At 72.5% G+C, this 13660-nt stretch carries 16 protein-coding genes; 9 read left to right on the top strand and 7 right to left on the bottom strand.

Annotation, left to right across the window (positions count from 1 at the left end; translation table 11 throughout):
- Nucleotides 1–54 precede the first annotated feature (54 nt).
- Both HYN04_RS11990 and HYN04_RS11985 read left to right on the top strand, forming a co-directional pair.
- Nucleotides 55–1257 (top strand): threonine ammonia-lyase, encoded by a 1203-nt coding sequence (locus HYN04_RS11990; RefSeq protein WP_110450971.1) that lies wholly within the window; start codon nucleotides 55–57, stop codon nucleotides 1255–1257.
- A gap of 11 nt (nucleotides 1258–1268) precedes the next feature.
- Nucleotides 1269–1769 (top strand): FKBP-type peptidyl-prolyl cis-trans isomerase, encoded by a 501-nt coding sequence (locus tag HYN04_RS11985; RefSeq protein ID WP_110450970.1) that lies wholly within the window; start codon nucleotides 1269–1271, stop codon nucleotides 1767–1769.
- 5 nt (nucleotides 1770–1774) lie between these two features.
- Here the strand turns inward: HYN04_RS11985 and HYN04_RS11980 are convergent, their stop codons facing one another.
- Entirely contained in the window at nucleotides 1775–2803 is a 1029-nt protein-coding gene (locus tag HYN04_RS11980) for a glycosyltransferase family 2 protein (RefSeq protein ID WP_110450969.1), read from the bottom strand.
- 44 nt (nucleotides 2804–2847) lie between these two features.
- Here HYN04_RS11980 and rfbC point away from each other — a divergent pair, with 44 nt between their 5' ends.
- From rfbC to HYN04_RS11960, 4 genes are all read left to right on the top strand, one after another.
- Complete coding sequence (gene rfbC, locus HYN04_RS11975; protein WP_110450968.1) at nucleotides 2848–3405, top strand: dTDP-4-dehydrorhamnose 3,5-epimerase; 558 nt, start codon at nucleotides 2848–2850, stop codon at nucleotides 3403–3405.
- 16 nt (nucleotides 3406–3421) lie between these two features.
- Complete coding sequence (locus tag HYN04_RS11970; RefSeq protein WP_110450967.1) at nucleotides 3422–4267, top strand: acyl-CoA thioesterase; 846 nt, start codon at nucleotides 3422–3424, stop codon at nucleotides 4265–4267.
- Between the two features lie 73 nt (nucleotides 4268–4340).
- Entirely contained in the window at nucleotides 4341–5255 is a 915-nt protein-coding gene (locus tag HYN04_RS11965; RefSeq protein ID WP_110450966.1) for a glutathione S-transferase family protein, read from the top strand.
- A gap of 11 nt (nucleotides 5256–5266) precedes the next feature.
- The gene (locus HYN04_RS11960) at nucleotides 5267–6070 is read left to right on the top strand and encodes a crotonase/enoyl-CoA hydratase family protein (RefSeq protein WP_110450965.1); all 804 of its coding nucleotides are present in this window, start codon (nucleotides 5267–5269) and stop codon (nucleotides 6068–6070) included.
- Here HYN04_RS11960 and queG read toward each other — a convergent pair.
- Genes queG through HYN04_RS11940 form a run of 4 tightly spaced genes read right to left on the bottom strand, consistent with a single transcriptional unit; the run spans nucleotide 6058 to nucleotide 9948 of the window.
- Nucleotides 6058–7191 carry a tRNA epoxyqueuosine(34) reductase QueG gene (gene queG, locus HYN04_RS11955; RefSeq protein ID WP_110450964.1) on the bottom strand — a complete coding sequence of 378 codons (1134 nt, stop codon included), beginning with the start codon at nucleotides 7189–7191 and terminating at the stop codon, nucleotides 6058–6060. The genes HYN04_RS11960 and queG overlap by 13 nt on opposite strands.
- Nucleotides 7172–7843 carry an FtsZ-binding protein FzlA gene (gene fzlA / locus HYN04_RS11950; protein ID WP_110450963.1) on the bottom strand — a complete coding sequence of 224 codons (672 nt, stop codon included), beginning with the start codon at nucleotides 7841–7843 and terminating at the stop codon, nucleotides 7172–7174. Before fzlA ends, queG begins: the two co-directional genes overlap by 20 nt.
- 60 nt (nucleotides 7844–7903) lie before the next feature.
- Nucleotides 7904–8842, bottom strand: coding sequence for a cation diffusion facilitator family transporter (locus HYN04_RS11945; RefSeq protein ID WP_110450962.1), 939 nt, complete (start codon nucleotides 8840–8842; stop codon nucleotides 7904–7906).
- 35 nt (nucleotides 8843–8877) lie between these two features.
- On the bottom strand, nucleotides 8878–9948 hold the full coding sequence (locus HYN04_RS11940) for a citrate synthase/methylcitrate synthase (RefSeq protein ID WP_110450961.1): 1071 nt from the start codon (nucleotides 9946–9948) through the stop codon (nucleotides 8878–8880).
- A gap of 110 nt (nucleotides 9949–10058) precedes the next feature.
- Here HYN04_RS11940 and HYN04_RS11935 point away from each other — a divergent pair, with 110 nt between their 5' ends.
- Entirely contained in the window at nucleotides 10059–11225 is a 1167-nt protein-coding gene (locus HYN04_RS11935) for a citrate synthase family protein (RefSeq protein WP_110450960.1), read from the top strand.
- Here the strand turns inward: HYN04_RS11935 and HYN04_RS11930 are convergent.
- Nucleotides 11186–11590 carry a DUF2237 family protein gene (locus HYN04_RS11930; RefSeq protein ID WP_110450959.1) on the bottom strand — a complete coding sequence of 135 codons (405 nt, stop codon included), beginning with the start codon at nucleotides 11588–11590 and terminating at the stop codon, nucleotides 11186–11188. The genes HYN04_RS11935 and HYN04_RS11930 overlap by 40 nt on opposite strands.
- Before the next feature lie 77 nt (nucleotides 11591–11667).
- Between HYN04_RS11930 and HYN04_RS11925 the strand changes: the two genes are divergently transcribed.
- On the top strand, nucleotides 11668–12525 hold the full coding sequence (locus HYN04_RS11925) for an HpcH/HpaI aldolase/citrate lyase family protein (protein ID WP_110450958.1): 858 nt from the start codon (nucleotides 11668–11670) through the stop codon (nucleotides 12523–12525).
- Entirely contained in the window at nucleotides 12522–13172 is a 651-nt protein-coding gene (locus tag HYN04_RS11920) for a hypothetical protein (protein WP_110450957.1), read from the top strand. The genes HYN04_RS11925 and HYN04_RS11920 overlap by 4 nt, the downstream gene beginning before the upstream one ends.
- Nucleotides 13173–13178: 6 nt before the next feature.
- Here the strand turns inward: HYN04_RS11920 and HYN04_RS11915 are convergent, their stop codons facing one another.
- Complete coding sequence (locus HYN04_RS11915) at nucleotides 13179–13640, bottom strand: HIT domain-containing protein (protein ID WP_110450956.1); 462 nt, start codon at nucleotides 13638–13640, stop codon at nucleotides 13179–13181.
- Nucleotides 13641–13660: the final 20 nt, after the last annotated feature.

Below are 13660 nucleotides of genomic sequence, written 5' to 3'. Positions count from 1 at the left end.
TCCCTTTTCCGGCGGAACGACTAGGGAAGTGCCCCTGAAAGTCGCAGGTCCGCCATGAGCTTCACCCTCGCCGATGTCCGCGCCGCCGCCGAGCGTATCGCCGGCCGGGTCGAGCGCACGCCGATGCGCAAGTCCCAGACCCTCTCGGAAATCACCGGGGCCGAGGTCTGGGTGAAGTTCGAGAACCTGCAGTTCACGGCCGCCTACAAGGAGCGGGGCGCCCTCAACACCCTGCTCCAGCTGTCGGACAACGAGTCGCGGCGGGGCGTCATCGCCGCCTCGGCGGGCAATCACAGCCAGGGCCTGGCCTACCACGCCGCGCGGCTGGGCATTCCCGTGACCATCGTCATGCCGCGCTCGACCCCCTTCGTGAAGGTCCAGCAGACCCGGGCGTTTGGCGCCGAGGTGGTCCAGGATGGCGACACCTACGATGAATCCGCGGCCATCGCGCGGAAGCTCTGCGATGAGCGCGAGCTGACCTTCGTCCACCCGTTCGATGACCTGAAGGTCATGGCCGGCCAGGGCACGGTGGCCCTGGAGATGTTCGAGGAGCAGCCGGACATCGAGGTCCTGCCCGTGCCCATCGGCGGCGGCGGCCTGATCGCCGGCTGCGCAACCGTGGCCAAGTCCATCAACCCGAGCTGCCGGGTGATCGGCGTCGAGCCGGCCATGTATCCGTCCTTCACGGCGCGCATGCAGGGCATCGAGGCCGTCACCGGCGGGGCGACCATCGCCGAGGGCATCGCCGTCAAGCGGGTCGGCGACCTGACCTACGGGGTCGCCCGCCCTCTGATCGACGAGGTCCTGCTGCTCGAGGAGCCCTTTCTCGAGCAAGCCGTGGCCCTGTTCTGCAACGTGGAGAAGACGGTCGCCGAGGGCGCCGGCGCGGCGGCCCTCGCCGCTCTCCTGGCCTATCCGGACCGGTTCCGAGGCAAGAAGGTCGGGGTGATTCTCTGCGGCGGCAACATCGACACCCGCCTTCTCGCCTCGGTCCTCACCCGCCAGCTGGTCCGGGACCAGCGCCTTGTTTCCCTTCGGATCATCGGAGACGACCGCCCGGGCCTGCTGGCCAATGTCTCGGCCCTGATCGGCCAGATGGGCGCCAACATCGTCGAGGTGGCCCACAATCGCCTGGCCCTCGACGTGCCGGCCAAGGGTGCGGAGTTCGACATCATGATCGAGACCCGCGACGCCCGGCACACCGAAGAAATCATGGAGGCCCTCAGGGCCCGGGGCTATCCGCCCCGCGCGGTCTGAAGGAGACCCCAATGCGCCTCGTCCTCATCGCCCTGGCCGCCGGCCTGTCCCTGCTCGCCGCCTGCCAGAGGGGGCCAGACCCCAAGGTCCTGGCCGCCAACGCCGAGGCGGGCAAGGCCTTCCTGGCCAAGAACGCCGCCGAGCCCGGGGTGAAATCCCTGCCCTCCGGCCTTCAGTATGCGGTGGTCCGCTCCGGCCCCGCCGACGGCGTCCGGCCCCTGCCGGGCGACCAGATCAAGGTGCACTACGAAGGCAAGCTCCTGTCCGGCGAGGTCTTTGACAGCTCCTACGACCGGGGCGTGCCCGCCGTCATGCCCCTGGATGGCCTGATCCCGGGATGGGTCGAGGCCCTGCAGATCATGCGGCCGGGGGATGAGTGGCGCATCTTCGTGCCCGCGGACCTCGGCTACGGCGACCAGGGCGGCGGCCCGATCCCGCCTGGCGCGACCCTGGTCTTCCGGATCGAGCTGATCGACGTCCTGCCGGGCCCCCGCCACAAACAGGCCGGCTGACCGCGTCAGCCCCGCCGGCGGATCACCACCCGGCGACCGAGGAGGTCGAGGGGGTTCCAGGTCATGGCCCGGGCGATGTCCCAGGACGAGGCCCTGCGGGTCGCCTGGGTCCGCCGGCGGGCGGCGAAGGCCGCCGGCAGGTCGGCCAGGGCGGCCTGTGCGCCCTTGAGGTTGGGTCCCAGCCGCCCCTGGGTCGCGAGCCGCAGGAAGAGGGCGGTGGTGGCGATGACGTGCAGGGGCAGGGTCAGCCAGAACAACAGGGGCGGGGTGTCCTTGATGAAGACCCGTATCCGGTTCCGTGCGCCGTGGAAGCTGGCGAAGTCCGAGCCCGCCCCGCCAGTGGAAGCCGAACCCACATGGTCGACCACGGCGTCGGGGACGACCCTGCAGGCGCCGCCCGCCAGCCGGATGCGGTAACCCAGGTCGACATCCTCGCAGTACATGAAGAGGTCCTCGTCGAACCCGCCCAGGGCTTCGAAGAGGGACCGCCGGATCAGCATGGCGCCGCCGCAGGCCGAGAAGCACTCGCCCTCCCCGACAGGGCCGGGATCGGGCAGACCGTATCCGCCCCGATAGGGAATGCCGGGCAGGCTCATCACGTCGCCCAGTCCATCAAGGCGTCCGGGCGCGTCGGCCATGGCCTGGCGGCAGCCGAAGCAGTCCACCCCGGGGTTGCGCGCCGCGCCCGCGAGCAGGCGCTCCAGCCAGTCCGCCGCCGCAAAGGCGTCGGGGTTCACCAGGGCCAGCCACTCGCCCTGGGCCTGTCGGGCGCCGAGATTGACCCCGGCGGCGAAGCCCAGGTTGGCGCCCGCCGGAACCAGGGTGATCCCGGGGACCTCGCGCATCGCCGCTTCCGGCGCGCCGTCGGTGGAAGCGTTGTCGACCAGCAGGATCTCAAGTGGCGGCAGGGTCTGGCCGGCCAGGGCCGAAAGGCAGCGGGTTAGGTCGGGGCCCGACTGCCAGGCGACCACGATGACGCTGACCGAGCCCTGGGTCGCCGCCCCGGGGTTGTCTTTCGCCGCGTCCCGCGCCATGCCTCGCACCCTTCGCGGCCTCGCCGCCCGTGTCCGGGAATTCCATGACGACCGTAACGCCCCTGGCCCTTCCCGAGGTCCTGCTTATCACGCCCCGCCGACATGGCGATGCGCGCGGATGGTTCTCCGAGACCTGGAGCCGCCGGACCCTGTCCGGGGCCGGGGTCGAGGCCGACTTCGTCCAGGACAACCAGGCTTTCAACGCCCGGGCGGGAACCGTCCGGGGCCTGCACTTCCAGATGGCGCCGCACGCACAGGCCAAGCTGGTCCGGGTGCTGTCAGGGGCCATCCTCGACGTGGCGGTGGACGTGCGGCCAGGGTCGCCGACCCGCGGGCGCTGGGTTTCGGCCCGGCTCACCGCCGAGGGGGGCGAGCAGCTCTTCGTGCCGCGCGGCTTCGCCCACGGCTACTGCACCCTCTGCGACGACGTCATGCTGGCCTACAAGGTCGACGGCGACTATGCGCCCCAGACCGAGGGCGGGCTGATCTGGAACGACCCGGACCTGGCCATCGACTGGCCGGTATCGGAGGGGGACGCCATCCTTTCCGACAAGGACCGCCTCCTGCCCCGCCTCGCCCAGCTTCCCGATCCCGCCTTCTGATTTGTCGGCCCGGCCCATGACCCAGACCGCCTTCGAGGACCACGAGCTCCTCGCCCTCCTCGACCTGGAGACCCTCGACACCGACCTGTTCCGGGGGTTCAACCCGCCCTTCGAGACCCGCCGGATCTATGGCGGCCAGGTGGTGGCCCAGGCCCTGGCGGCCGCCTACCGGACGATCGAGGGGCGGGAGTGCCACTCCCTGCACAGCTATTTCATCCGGCCGGGAAACCCCAAGCTTCCCATCCTCTTCCAGGTCGACAGGGCGCGGGACGGCGGGTCCTTCAGCGTCCGCCGGGTGGTGGCCATCCAGAACGGCAAGCAGATCTTCAACCTGGCGGCCTCCTTCCAGGTTCCCGAGACCGGCTTCGAACACCAGCTGCCCATGCCCGAAGCCCCGCCGCCCGAGGCCCTGAAGAACGAGGAGGAACTGCGCGCCGAGGCCGGCCTGGATCCTTCGACCCGACGCATCTGGCCGGTGGAGCTCAAGCCCTGCGCCCCGGTCCCGCACGGTTTCGTCGGCGTGCGGGAGCCCACGGACATGTGCTGGTTCCGGGCTCGCCAGCCCCTCGGCGACGACGTGGCGGTGAACCAGTGCGCCCTGGCCTACGGTTCGGACATGACCCTGATGGACGCCTCCCTGCGTCCGCATGCGGTGGACTGGGACAGCGGGCGGCTGCAGGCGGCCAGCCTCGACCACGCCATGTGGTTCCACCAGCCCAGCGACTTCCAGGAATGGCACCTGTTCGTCCAGGACAGCCCCTCGGCCTCCGGCGGGCGGGGCTTCAACCGGGGCCAGATCTACGACCGTTCGGGCCGGCTGGTGGCCGAGGCGGCCCAGGAGGCCCTGATCCGCTGGCGCTGACGCGGCGTCACGGTGGCCGGACGGCGGAATCCGTGACAGCGTGTCCCGAAAGCGCCGCGCAACAGGGGGGGAGATGGACCTGATCCTGCACCACTACGACGCCTCGCCCTTCTCGGAGAAGGTGCGGATCGTCTTCGGCATGACCGGCCAGGCCTGGTCGTCGGTGCTGACCCCGAACATGATGCCCAAGCCGGACCTGACGCCCCTGACGGGGGGTTACCGGCGCGCGCCGGTCCTGCAGGTCGGCGCTGACGTCTACTGTGACTCCATGGTCATCCTCGACGAACTGCAGAGGCGCGCGCCCTTGCCGGGCGACCGGGGCCTGGCGGGCCTGAGGGGGATCGGCCTCTGGGCCGACCGGCTGTTCTTCCAGGCCACCGTGCCGGTCATCTTCGGCGAGATGGGACACCTGACCCCCAAGGCCTTCATCGCCGACCGCGAGAAGCTCTCCGGTCGCCCCTTCGACGTGGAGGCCATGGCGCAGGCCGCCGGGCCCATGAAGGTCCAGTGGCGGGGGCATGCCTCCTGGCTGGACTACGCCCTGGGGGATGCGCCCTTCCTGGCCGGCGATGCGCCCGGCCTGGCCGACGCCTCGGCCTGGATGAATATCTGGTGGCTGAAGGGGGCCCTGCCCGACACCTATGCCCGCCTGACCGCCGGCCTGGAGCGGCTTGAGGCCTGGCGGGGCCGGATGGCCGCCCTCGGCCATGGGGCTCGGACCGAGATCACCGGCGCGGCGGCCCTGGACATCGCCCGGGCGGCCGAGCCCGCTCCCGCGCCGGACCATGATCCCGACGACGCCCTGGGCCTGTCCCCGGGCGATCCGGTGGTGGTGATGGCCGACGACTATGGCCGGGACCCGATCGCCGGGACCCTGGTGGCGGCGCGCCATTCCCGACTCATCCTCGCGCAGGAGACCCCCGACCTCGGCCGCCTGCACCTGCATTTCCCCCGGGTCGGCTACATCGCCGTCCCCGGCAAGACCTGAAGGAGACTGCCATGGACGACCGCATCCAGGTCACGATCGAGAACGGCGTCGCCGACGTCCGCCTCGTCCGCACCGACAAGATGAACGCCCTCGACGACCGCATGTTCCAGGCCCTGGTCGACACGGGCGAACGCCTCAAGACCGAGAAGGGCGTCCGGGTCATCGTCCTGTCCGGCGACGGCCGCGCCTTCTGCGCCGGCCTCGACATGGGCAATTTCGCCAAGATGGCCTCGGGTGAGCGCCGCGGCGGAGCGGGCCTGGTCACGCCCAAGCGCACCGAGGGCGGTTCCAACCACGCCCAGCATGCGGTCATGGTCTGGCGCGAGCAGACCGTGCCGGTCATCGCCGCCATCCATGGCGTGGCCTTCGGGGGCGGCTTCCAGCTGGCCCTGGGCGCCGACATCCGCTTCGTCACGCCGGACGTCCGCATGGCCGTGCTGGAGATCAAGTGGGGCCTGGTGCCCGACATGGCGGGCCTGGTCCTCATGAAGCGCCTGGTGCGCGACGACGTGGCCCGCGAGCTGACCTTTACCGGCCGGATCTTCAACGGCGAGGAGGCCCATCGCCTGGGCCTCGCCACCCGCGTCTGCGCCGATCCCCGCGCCGAGGCCCTGGCCCTGGCCGCCGACATCGCCTCGAAGAATCCCGACGCCATCCGGGCGGGCAAGCGCCTCCTGGACCTGGCGCCGGACGCCGACCAGCACGCCATCCTCCTCGCCGAGAGCCAGGAGCAGGGCGCCCTCATCGGCTCGCCCAACCAGGTCGAGGCCGTGAGGGCGGCGATGGAGAACCGGGCCGGCGTCTACGCCGACTGAACCGCCGCCCACTCGGCCCGGACGCCGGGGTCAGCCTCGGCCTCGGCATGACTGTGGGCGAGGGCGAGGACCTCGGCGCGAGGCAGGAGGCGCCCCAGCGCCCAGACGGCTGCGCCCCGCACCAGGGGTGAAGCGTCCTCCAATCGCGCCTGTGCAGCGGGGACGAGGGCCGGGTCGCCGGAGTTACCGATGGCGTAGAGGACATTCCGGACCAGGCGGTCCCGGCCGGTCCGCTTGATGGGGGAGCGGGCGAACCTCTCCCGGAAGGCGGCCGCGTCGAGGGCTGCGAGCTCGGCCAGGGACGGCTCGACCCTGTCGGCCCGCGCCGCCAGCTTCTGCTCCCGGCCCGCCTGGGCGAACTTGTTCCAGGGGCAGACGGCCAGGCAGTCGTCGCATCCATAGATCCGGTTGCCCAGGCCCGGGCGCAGGGCGGGGTCCACCGGACCCTTGTGCTCGATGGTCAGGTAGGAGACGCACCGGCGGGCGTCGAGCTGGTAGGGGGTCGGGAAGGCCGCCGTGGGGCAGGCGTCCAGGCAGGCCCGGCACTGGCCGCAGTGATCCTCGCCCGGCGGGTCGGGCGGCAGGGCCGCGGTGGTGAGGATCACCCCGAGGAAGAGCCAGGAGCCGAAGTCGCGGCTGACAAGGTTGGTGTGCTTGCCCTGCCAGCCCAGGCCGGCCTGCTGGGCCAGGGGTTTCTCCATCAGGGGGGCGGTGTCGACGAAGACCTTGAGGTCGGCGCCCAGGCGCGAGGCCAGCCAGCCGCCCAGCTGCTTGAGCCGGCCCTTGATTAGGTCGTGGTAGTCGTCGCCCTGGGCGTAGACCGAGACGAGGCCCCGGTCGCGCCGGGCGAGACCCGGCAGGGGGTCGGCGTCCGGCCCGTAGTTCAGCCCCAGGACAATGGCGCTCCGGGCCTCCGCCCAGAGGGCGCGGGGGTGGCCCCGCCGCCCGGCGGTGTCGGCCATCCAGTCCATTTCGCCGTGATGTCCGGCCTCGAGGAAGGCCTGCAGACGGGCGGTCGCCGGCCAGGGCGACTCGACCCCTGTGAACCGGCAGGCGTCGAAGCCCAGTTCGGCCGCCCGCTGGCGGATCGCCTCGCGGGGGTCAGAAATCGAGGTCGTCATAATGCGCCGCCGGGGCCAGCCCGGGCCAGCGGTCGGCGAGGATGGGGCGGAAGGCGGGCCGGGACTTGAGTTTCATGTACCAGGTCTTGACCGTCGGATATCCGTCCCAGGGCACGTCGCCCAGATAGTCGATCACCGAGAGGTAGGCGGCGGCGGCGAAGTCGGCCAGGGACAGCCGGCGGCCCGCCAGCCAGTCGCGGGCGGACAGGAGGGCCTCGAGATAGGCCAGGTGATGGCGCAGGGACTCGCGGCCCTGGCGCAGGGCGGCGAGGTCCGGGGCGCCGAGGCCCAGGAGCCGCTTCTCCATCTTCTCGTGCAGGAGGAAGCCGGCCACCTCGAGGTCGAACTTCCGGTCGAACCAGAGGACCAGCCGGCGGGCCTCGGCGCGCTCCTGCGGGTCGCGACCCAGCAGGGGCGGCTCGGGACAGGTCTCTTCCAGGTGGTCGAGGATGGTCCGGGATTCGCAAAGGACCAGCCCGTCCTCGACCATCACCGGGGTCACGCCCGAGGCGTTGAGGTCCAGGAAGGCGTCGGGCTGCTCCCAGTAACGGACGGTCTGTTCCGTGAAGGGCAGGCGCTTCTCCCCCAGGGCCAGGCGAACCTGTCGCGAGGCGGGGTCCAGCGGAAAGTGGTGCAGGATGCGTTCGGTCATGCCCGGCCGGCGAGACGATCTGGAAGCCGCAGTAAGGGGCGCCAGACCTTAAGGGGCGGTTTACTCTGCGGCCGTGGACTCGGCGAAAGCGCCGCCGTGCGGCTCGGCCAGGCCCCGGGGGTCCGGATGGATCAGGATGTCGGCCATGGGGAAGACCGCCAGGAGCCGTCGCTCGGCCTCGACGACCACCCGATGGGCGTCCTCCAGGGTCAGGAGGGGGTCGAGGTCCACGTGCATCTGCATGTGCACGTAGGGTCCGGAGGCGCGGGTGCGCAGCTGGTGGACATCGGTGAGGCGCGGGTCGGAGGTGACCAGCTCGACGATCCGGGCCCGCTGTTCGGCCGGCAGCTCCTGGTCCATCAGCTGGACGGCGGCCTCGCGGAAGACGCCGATGGCGCCCCAAAGCAGAAGGCCGGTGATCAGGAGGGCGGCGGCGCCGTCCAGCCCCGCGACGCCGAGGGCCGCCGAGGCCCCAATCCCCGCCAGGGCGGCCAGGTTGGACGCCAGGTCCGAGGCGTAGTGCGCGCGGTCGCCGCTGACCGCCACGGACTGGGTGCGCTTCAGGACCCAGGTCTGGGCCGAGATCAGGACGAAGGTCATGACGGTGGAAAGAACCATCACCCCAAGGGCCCAGCCGCTGGCCTCGAGGGGCTGGGGATCCAGGAGGCTCCGGATCGCCTCCTGCCCGATCAGGGCGGCCGAGGCGAAGACCAGGCCCGCCTGCATCAGGCTGGCGAAGGCCTCGGCCTTGCCGTGCCCGAACCTGTGCTCTTCATCGGGCGGGGCGGCGGCGTAGCGGACGGCGAAGAAGGTGATGGTCGAGGCCAGGAGGTCGAGTGCGGAGTCCGCGAGTGAGGCCAGGAGCGCCACCGAGCCGGAGGCCATCCAGGCTCCCGCCTTGGCGGTCACCAGCAGGGCTGCGACCCCCACGGACATGAGGGTGATCCCCCGCGTCAGGGCGGCGGCGCGGTCCGGCGGCAGGCGGGCGTCGTGAGGCATGCCCCCTTCTAGCGCCGCCCCCCGGCCCGGCCAAATCATTCCGGGGCCGGTTCGGGGCCGACATAGATCGAGCGTGGGCGGATCAGCCGCCCGGTGGCGACCTGCTCCCAGGCGTGGGCGGTCCACCCTGCGACCCGGCCTGCGGCGAAGATGCAGGTGAAGGCTTCCGGCGGGATGCCGAGGGCTTCCAGGAGCAGGGCCGTGTAGAACTCGACATTGGTCTCCAGGGGGCGGTCGGGCTTGCGGGTGCGCAGGATCTCGAGGGCCGCCGCCTCCACCGCCTCGCCCAGGGCCAGACGACCTTCGTCCGCACCCAGACGCCGGATCGCGCCCTTCAGGGCGTCGGCGCGGGGGTCCCTCACCCGGTAGACCCTGTGGCCGAAGCCCATCAGCCGGTCGCCGCGGTCGAGGGCCGCCTCCAGCCAGGCGCGCGCATTCCCCGGCGACCCGATCCCATCCAGCATGTCGATCACCGGACCTGGGGCCCCGCCATGAAGGGGTCCTTTCAGGGCGCTGATCCCGGCGAGGGCGGCCGACACCAGGCCCGCCCGGGTCGAGGCCGCCACACGGGCCGCAAAGGTCGAGGCGTTGAGGCCATGGTCGATGACGGTGACGAGGTAGGCGTCCAGGGCCGCCGCCTGGGCCGGGGTCGCCGCCCGGCCCGAGATCATCCGCAGGAGGTCCGCGGCGTGCCCGGCCGAGGGGTCAGGCGCCAGGGCGGGCCGTCCAGCCCGCCGCCGCAGGAGGGCGCCGGTGAAGACCGCGGGCGCCGCCGTGATGCGAAGCGCCGCCGGAAGGTCCTCGCCGTCCGCAAGCCGGGCCATCAGGGCCCTCAACCCCTCCACCGGAGGCAGGGCGGCGAGGGCGTCGTCCAGCCGTTCGACCTCCGACCAGACCTCGACCCGCGCGGCGCCCAAGGCCGCCTTGAGGCCGTCGACCGGGACGGGCGCGAGGCCGGACCAGAGCCGGACGCAGACCTCTTCGAAGCTGGCGACGCCAGCCAGGGACTCCAGGGTCGCGCCTCGCAGGACGAGGCGTCCGGCCTCGCCGTCCACATCCGACAGCACCGTGTGTGCGGCGATCACAGATTCGAGGCCGGCTTCCATGGCGATTTCCTTTCTGCACTGGGTCGCGATGGCCACACCCGGCGCTCGCAGCCTTGACCCGTCAATCTTGATCAAGATAATCAATATAAATTCTGGCGAGGGAGGCCTGCATGGCGGACTGGTTGACCGCTGCAGCCGTGCAGGATCGGCTGGGGCTCAAGCCCCAGACCCTCTACGCCTATGTCAGTCGGGGCCTCCTGACCGCCCGCGCCGACCCTGGGGATTCCCGGCGCAGCCTCTACCGCGCGCGGGAGGTGGAAGCCCTGGCCGAGCGCAGGAGGCGCAGCCGCCGCCCCTCCGAGGTCGCCGCCGGAGCCATGACCTGGGGCGAGCCGGTCCTGGCGTCAGCCATCACCACGGTGCAGGCTGGACGGCCCTGGTACCGGGGCCGCGACGCCCTTCTGCTGGCCGAGACGGAAACCCTCGAGTCGGTGGCCCGGCTGCTGCGGGGCGGCGATGGCGTGACCCTCAAGCGGTCGGATCGCCCCGAGCCCCCATCCGCGGGGCCGCCTTTGTCCCGGGCCTTCCTGGCCCTGGCGGCCCGCGCCGCCGAGGCCTCGCCGGCCCTGGGCCAGCCCGCCCTCGCCCGGTCCGCCGAGGCCGCCCTCCTGCTCGACATCTTCGCCGACGCCCTGGCCGCCGAGACCGATTCCGGCCCGATCCACCTGCGGCTCGCCAAGGCCTGGCGGCTCGGGCCCGGCGGCCCCGCCGCCGACCTCATCCGCCGCACCCTGGTCCTGCTGGCGGACCATGAGCTCAATCCCTCAGCCTTCGCAGCCCGGGTGGCGGCCTCCACGGGCGCGTCCCTGGCCGCCTCGGCCCTGGCGGGACTGGCCGCCCTGTCGGGGCCCCGGCATGGCGGGGCGCCCGCCGCCCTGGCCCGGCTCCGGGCCGAGGTCCTGGCCCAGGGGCCGGACGCCGCCGTCGCCGCCCGGGTGGCCGAGGATCGCGGGATCCCGGGCTTCGGCCATCCGCTCTACCCTGACGGCGATCCCCGGGCCGCCGCCCTCCTGGCCCGGTTCAACCCGCCAGAGGACCTGGCCAGGCTGGCCGAACAGGTCCGGGCGACGACCGGCCTCGCCCCGAACGTGGATTTCGCCCTTGTGGCGGTCTGCGACCACCTGGGCGCGCCGGAGGGTGCGGCCCTCTCCCTCTTCGCCGCCGCCCGCTGTGCGGGCTGGCTGGCCCATGCCCTCGAGCAGGTCCAGGACGGCGGCCTGATCCGTCCGCGGGCGCGCTATACCGGCCCGCCGCCCGAGTCCGCCCCCGACGCGTAGGCCTTGAGGGTCTTGAGGTCGACGACGGCCAGGGTCTCCTCGTGGGTGGCCTCAAGCACCACGGGCGGCGCAGCGCCGGCGTCCAGGGCCTCCTTCCAGCGGGGTGCGCAGAGGCACCACCGGTCCCCCGGCCTAAGCCCGGCGAACCTGTAGGCCGGCATGGGGGTCGACAGGTCGTTGCCCACGGACCGTGAGTAGGCGAGGAACTCCGCCGTCATGATGGCGCAGACCGTATGCAGGCCCATGTCCTCGGCGCCGGTCTCGCAGCAGCCGTTGCGATAGAACCCCGTGACAGGATCGAGGCCGCAGGGCTGCAAGGGGCCGCCCAGCACATTGCGGGCGTCGGGTTCGTAGCGGGTGATCATGGCGCCAGCATAGTCTAGAACAGGGCCGGTCCGCGACCCCGCCGACGCCTGCGCCGAAGAGCCCACGGAGACGCCCGATGACGCCCGCCCGCCCCCGCCGAAGCGCCCTCTACATGCCCGCCGGGAATCCGCGCGCCATCGAGAAGGCCCGGGGCCTGGCCTGCGACGTGGTGATCCTGGACATGGAGGATTCCGTGGCCCCCGACGCCAAGCCGGCGGCCCGGGACCTTGCGGTCGCCGCCGTCGCCGAGGGCGGCTTCGGCCGGCGGGAGCTGGTGGTGCGGGTCAATGGCCTGGACACGCCCTGGGGCGAGGCGGACCTGGCCGCCGTGGCCGCCGGCGCCGTCCGGCCCGATGCGGTCCTGGCCCCCAAGGTCTCCACGCCCGGAGACGTCGCCGCCTACGCCGGACGGCTGCCGGAAGGCGTCGCCCTCTGGATCATGGTCGAGACCTGCGCCAGCCTCTTCGCCCTGGACGCCCTCGCTTCGGCGGGCGGACCCCTTGCCGCCCTGGTCGTCGGATCCAACGACCTGGTCAAGGAGATGCGCTGCCGGGTCGACGCCGAGCGCCGGCCCCTGCAGGCGGCCCTGTCCCTGACCGTCGCCGCCGGACGGGCCCGGGGCCTGACCGTCCTGGACGGGGTCTGGAACGACATCTCCGACCTCGACGGCCTGGAGCGCCAGTGCGGCCAAGGCGTGGAGTTCGGCTTCGACGGCAAGACCCTGATCCATCCCGACCAGATCGCCGCCGCCAACCGGGCCTTCGCCCCGGAGCCGGAAGAGGTGGCCTGGGCGCAAACGGTGGCGGCCGCCTTTGATTCGCCCGAAAATCGCGGCAAGGGGGTCCTGCGGGTCGAGGGCCGGATGGTCGAGCGCCTGCACCTGGACCAGGCCCTCCGCCTGCTGGAGATCGCCGCAGCCCTCGAGGAGGCATGACCCGGTTCCGACCCGCCGCCCTGGCCGCGCTTGCCGGCCTTCTGGTCCTGCAGGCGGCGCCGGCGCGCGCCCAGGACCCGGACCTGATCGGCGACCTCCTGAAGTCCCGGCCCGCTCCGGCGGGCCAGGATGACAACGAGGAGGAAGAGGCCGACGGCGGCGACCTGGACCTGCCGGAGGCTTCGGCCCCCGCCGCCCCGCGACAGGGCCCTGTCTCCGTCCCCGGCCAGAAGGTGGGGGTGGACGACCACGGGCGTACGCCCGAGCCGCCCCTCGGTTCCGCCGAACGGACCTACGAGGCGCGCCTGAGGGCCGGCTTCGCGGCGGCCCAGGGTCGGCAGGGCGCGCTGGAGGGCCGATGGCTGGTGCGCAGCCAGGGCGGCGCCCTCTACGCCTTCCAGTTCATTGATTCCGGCGCCGGGACCCTGGACGGCGCCTGGAGCGATCCCCGCCGGCCCGGCTCTCTTTCCGGCTCAGGCTATCTCCGCGCCGCCAGCCGGACCGGCGATCGCCTGGCCCTGACTTTCGAGGCCCCGCCGCACCGCGGGCCGGTCCGGCTCCAGCTCCGGTCCGATCCTGCCGGCCAGTGGTCCGGGACCCTGACCGAGGACGGGGTCGAGGTCGCCGTGCGCATGGAGCGCGACTGAGCCGGCTCAGGCCGGGCCGTGACCCGGGAAGGGCGGGTAGGGCTGGGCGCCCGGCGCCAGGGCCGGACGGGCCGCATCGAGGGCCCGTTGCAGGTCCTCCGCCGCCAAGCGCTCCGCCTCGCCGAACCCCCAGACCGGTCCCGGCCAGGCCGGATCCCCCGCCCTGCGGCCCACCACGTGGACGTGCAGCTGGGGCGTGACATTGCCCAGGGCCCCGACGTTCAGCTTCTCCACCGCCAGGCCAAGGGCCGCCCCCAGGGCCCGAACGGCGTTTCCGGCGGCGACCACCTCCTCCAACAGGAGCCTGCGCTCGGCGACGGTCAGGTCCTCGATCTCCCGGGCCCCGGAGACCTGGGGGATCAGGATCAGCCAGGGCCAGCGGGCGTCGTCCTGCAGGCGGACATGGCAGAGGGGCAGCTCGTCCAGGGCATGGGAGCCGGTGAGGAAGGCGGGGTCGATCTCGGGCATGGGGCCAGATTGGCCGCCCG

Source organism: Phenylobacterium parvum (genome assembly GCF_003150835.1).
Taxonomy (GTDB): domain Bacteria; phylum Pseudomonadota; class Alphaproteobacteria; order Caulobacterales; family Caulobacteraceae; genus Phenylobacterium; species Phenylobacterium parvum.
This window is presented reverse-complemented; position numbering and strand designations above follow the sequence as displayed.

Bases quoted from the DNA above. Each gene is read 5' to 3' on its own strand.
- HYN04_RS11990 (WP_110450971.1), top strand. From the start codon at position 55: ATGAGCTTCACCCTCGCCGATGTCCGCGCCGCCGCCGAGCGTATCGCC.
- HYN04_RS11985 (WP_110450970.1), top strand. From the start codon at position 1,269: ATGCGCCTCGTCCTCATCGCCCTGGCCGCCGGCCTGTCCCTGCTCGCC.
- HYN04_RS11980 (WP_110450969.1), bottom strand. From the start codon at position 2,803: ATGGCGCGGGACGCGGCGAAAGACAACCCCGGGGCGGCGACCCAGGGC.
- rfbC (WP_110450968.1), top strand. From the start codon at position 2,848: ATGACGACCGTAACGCCCCTGGCCCTTCCCGAGGTCCTGCTTATCACG.
- HYN04_RS11970 (WP_110450967.1), top strand. From the start codon at position 3,422: ATGACCCAGACCGCCTTCGAGGACCACGAGCTCCTCGCCCTCCTCGAC.
- HYN04_RS11965 (WP_110450966.1), top strand. From the start codon at position 4,341: ATGGACCTGATCCTGCACCACTACGACGCCTCGCCCTTCTCGGAGAAG.
- HYN04_RS11960 (WP_110450965.1), top strand. From the start codon at position 5,267: ATGGACGACCGCATCCAGGTCACGATCGAGAACGGCGTCGCCGACGTC.
- queG (WP_110450964.1), bottom strand. From the start codon at position 7,191: ATGACGACCTCGATTTCTGACCCCCGCGAGGCGATCCGCCAGCGGGCG.
- fzlA (WP_110450963.1), bottom strand. From the start codon at position 7,843: ATGACCGAACGCATCCTGCACCACTTTCCGCTGGACCCCGCCTCGCGA.
- HYN04_RS11945 (WP_110450962.1), bottom strand. From the start codon at position 8,842: ATGCCTCACGACGCCCGCCTGCCGCCGGACCGCGCCGCCGCCCTGACG.
- HYN04_RS11940 (WP_110450961.1), bottom strand. From the start codon at position 9,948: ATGGAAGCCGGCCTCGAATCTGTGATCGCCGCACACACGGTGCTGTCG.
- HYN04_RS11935 (WP_110450960.1), top strand. From the start codon at position 10,059: ATGGCGGACTGGTTGACCGCTGCAGCCGTGCAGGATCGGCTGGGGCTC.
- HYN04_RS11930 (WP_110450959.1), bottom strand. From the start codon at position 11,590: ATGATCACCCGCTACGAACCCGACGCCCGCAATGTGCTGGGCGGCCCC.
- HYN04_RS11925 (WP_110450958.1), top strand. From the start codon at position 11,668: ATGACGCCCGCCCGCCCCCGCCGAAGCGCCCTCTACATGCCCGCCGGG.
- HYN04_RS11920 (WP_110450957.1), top strand. From the start codon at position 12,522: ATGACCCGGTTCCGACCCGCCGCCCTGGCCGCGCTTGCCGGCCTTCTG.
- HYN04_RS11915 (WP_110450956.1), bottom strand. From the start codon at position 13,640: ATGCCCGAGATCGACCCCGCCTTCCTCACCGGCTCCCATGCCCTGGAC.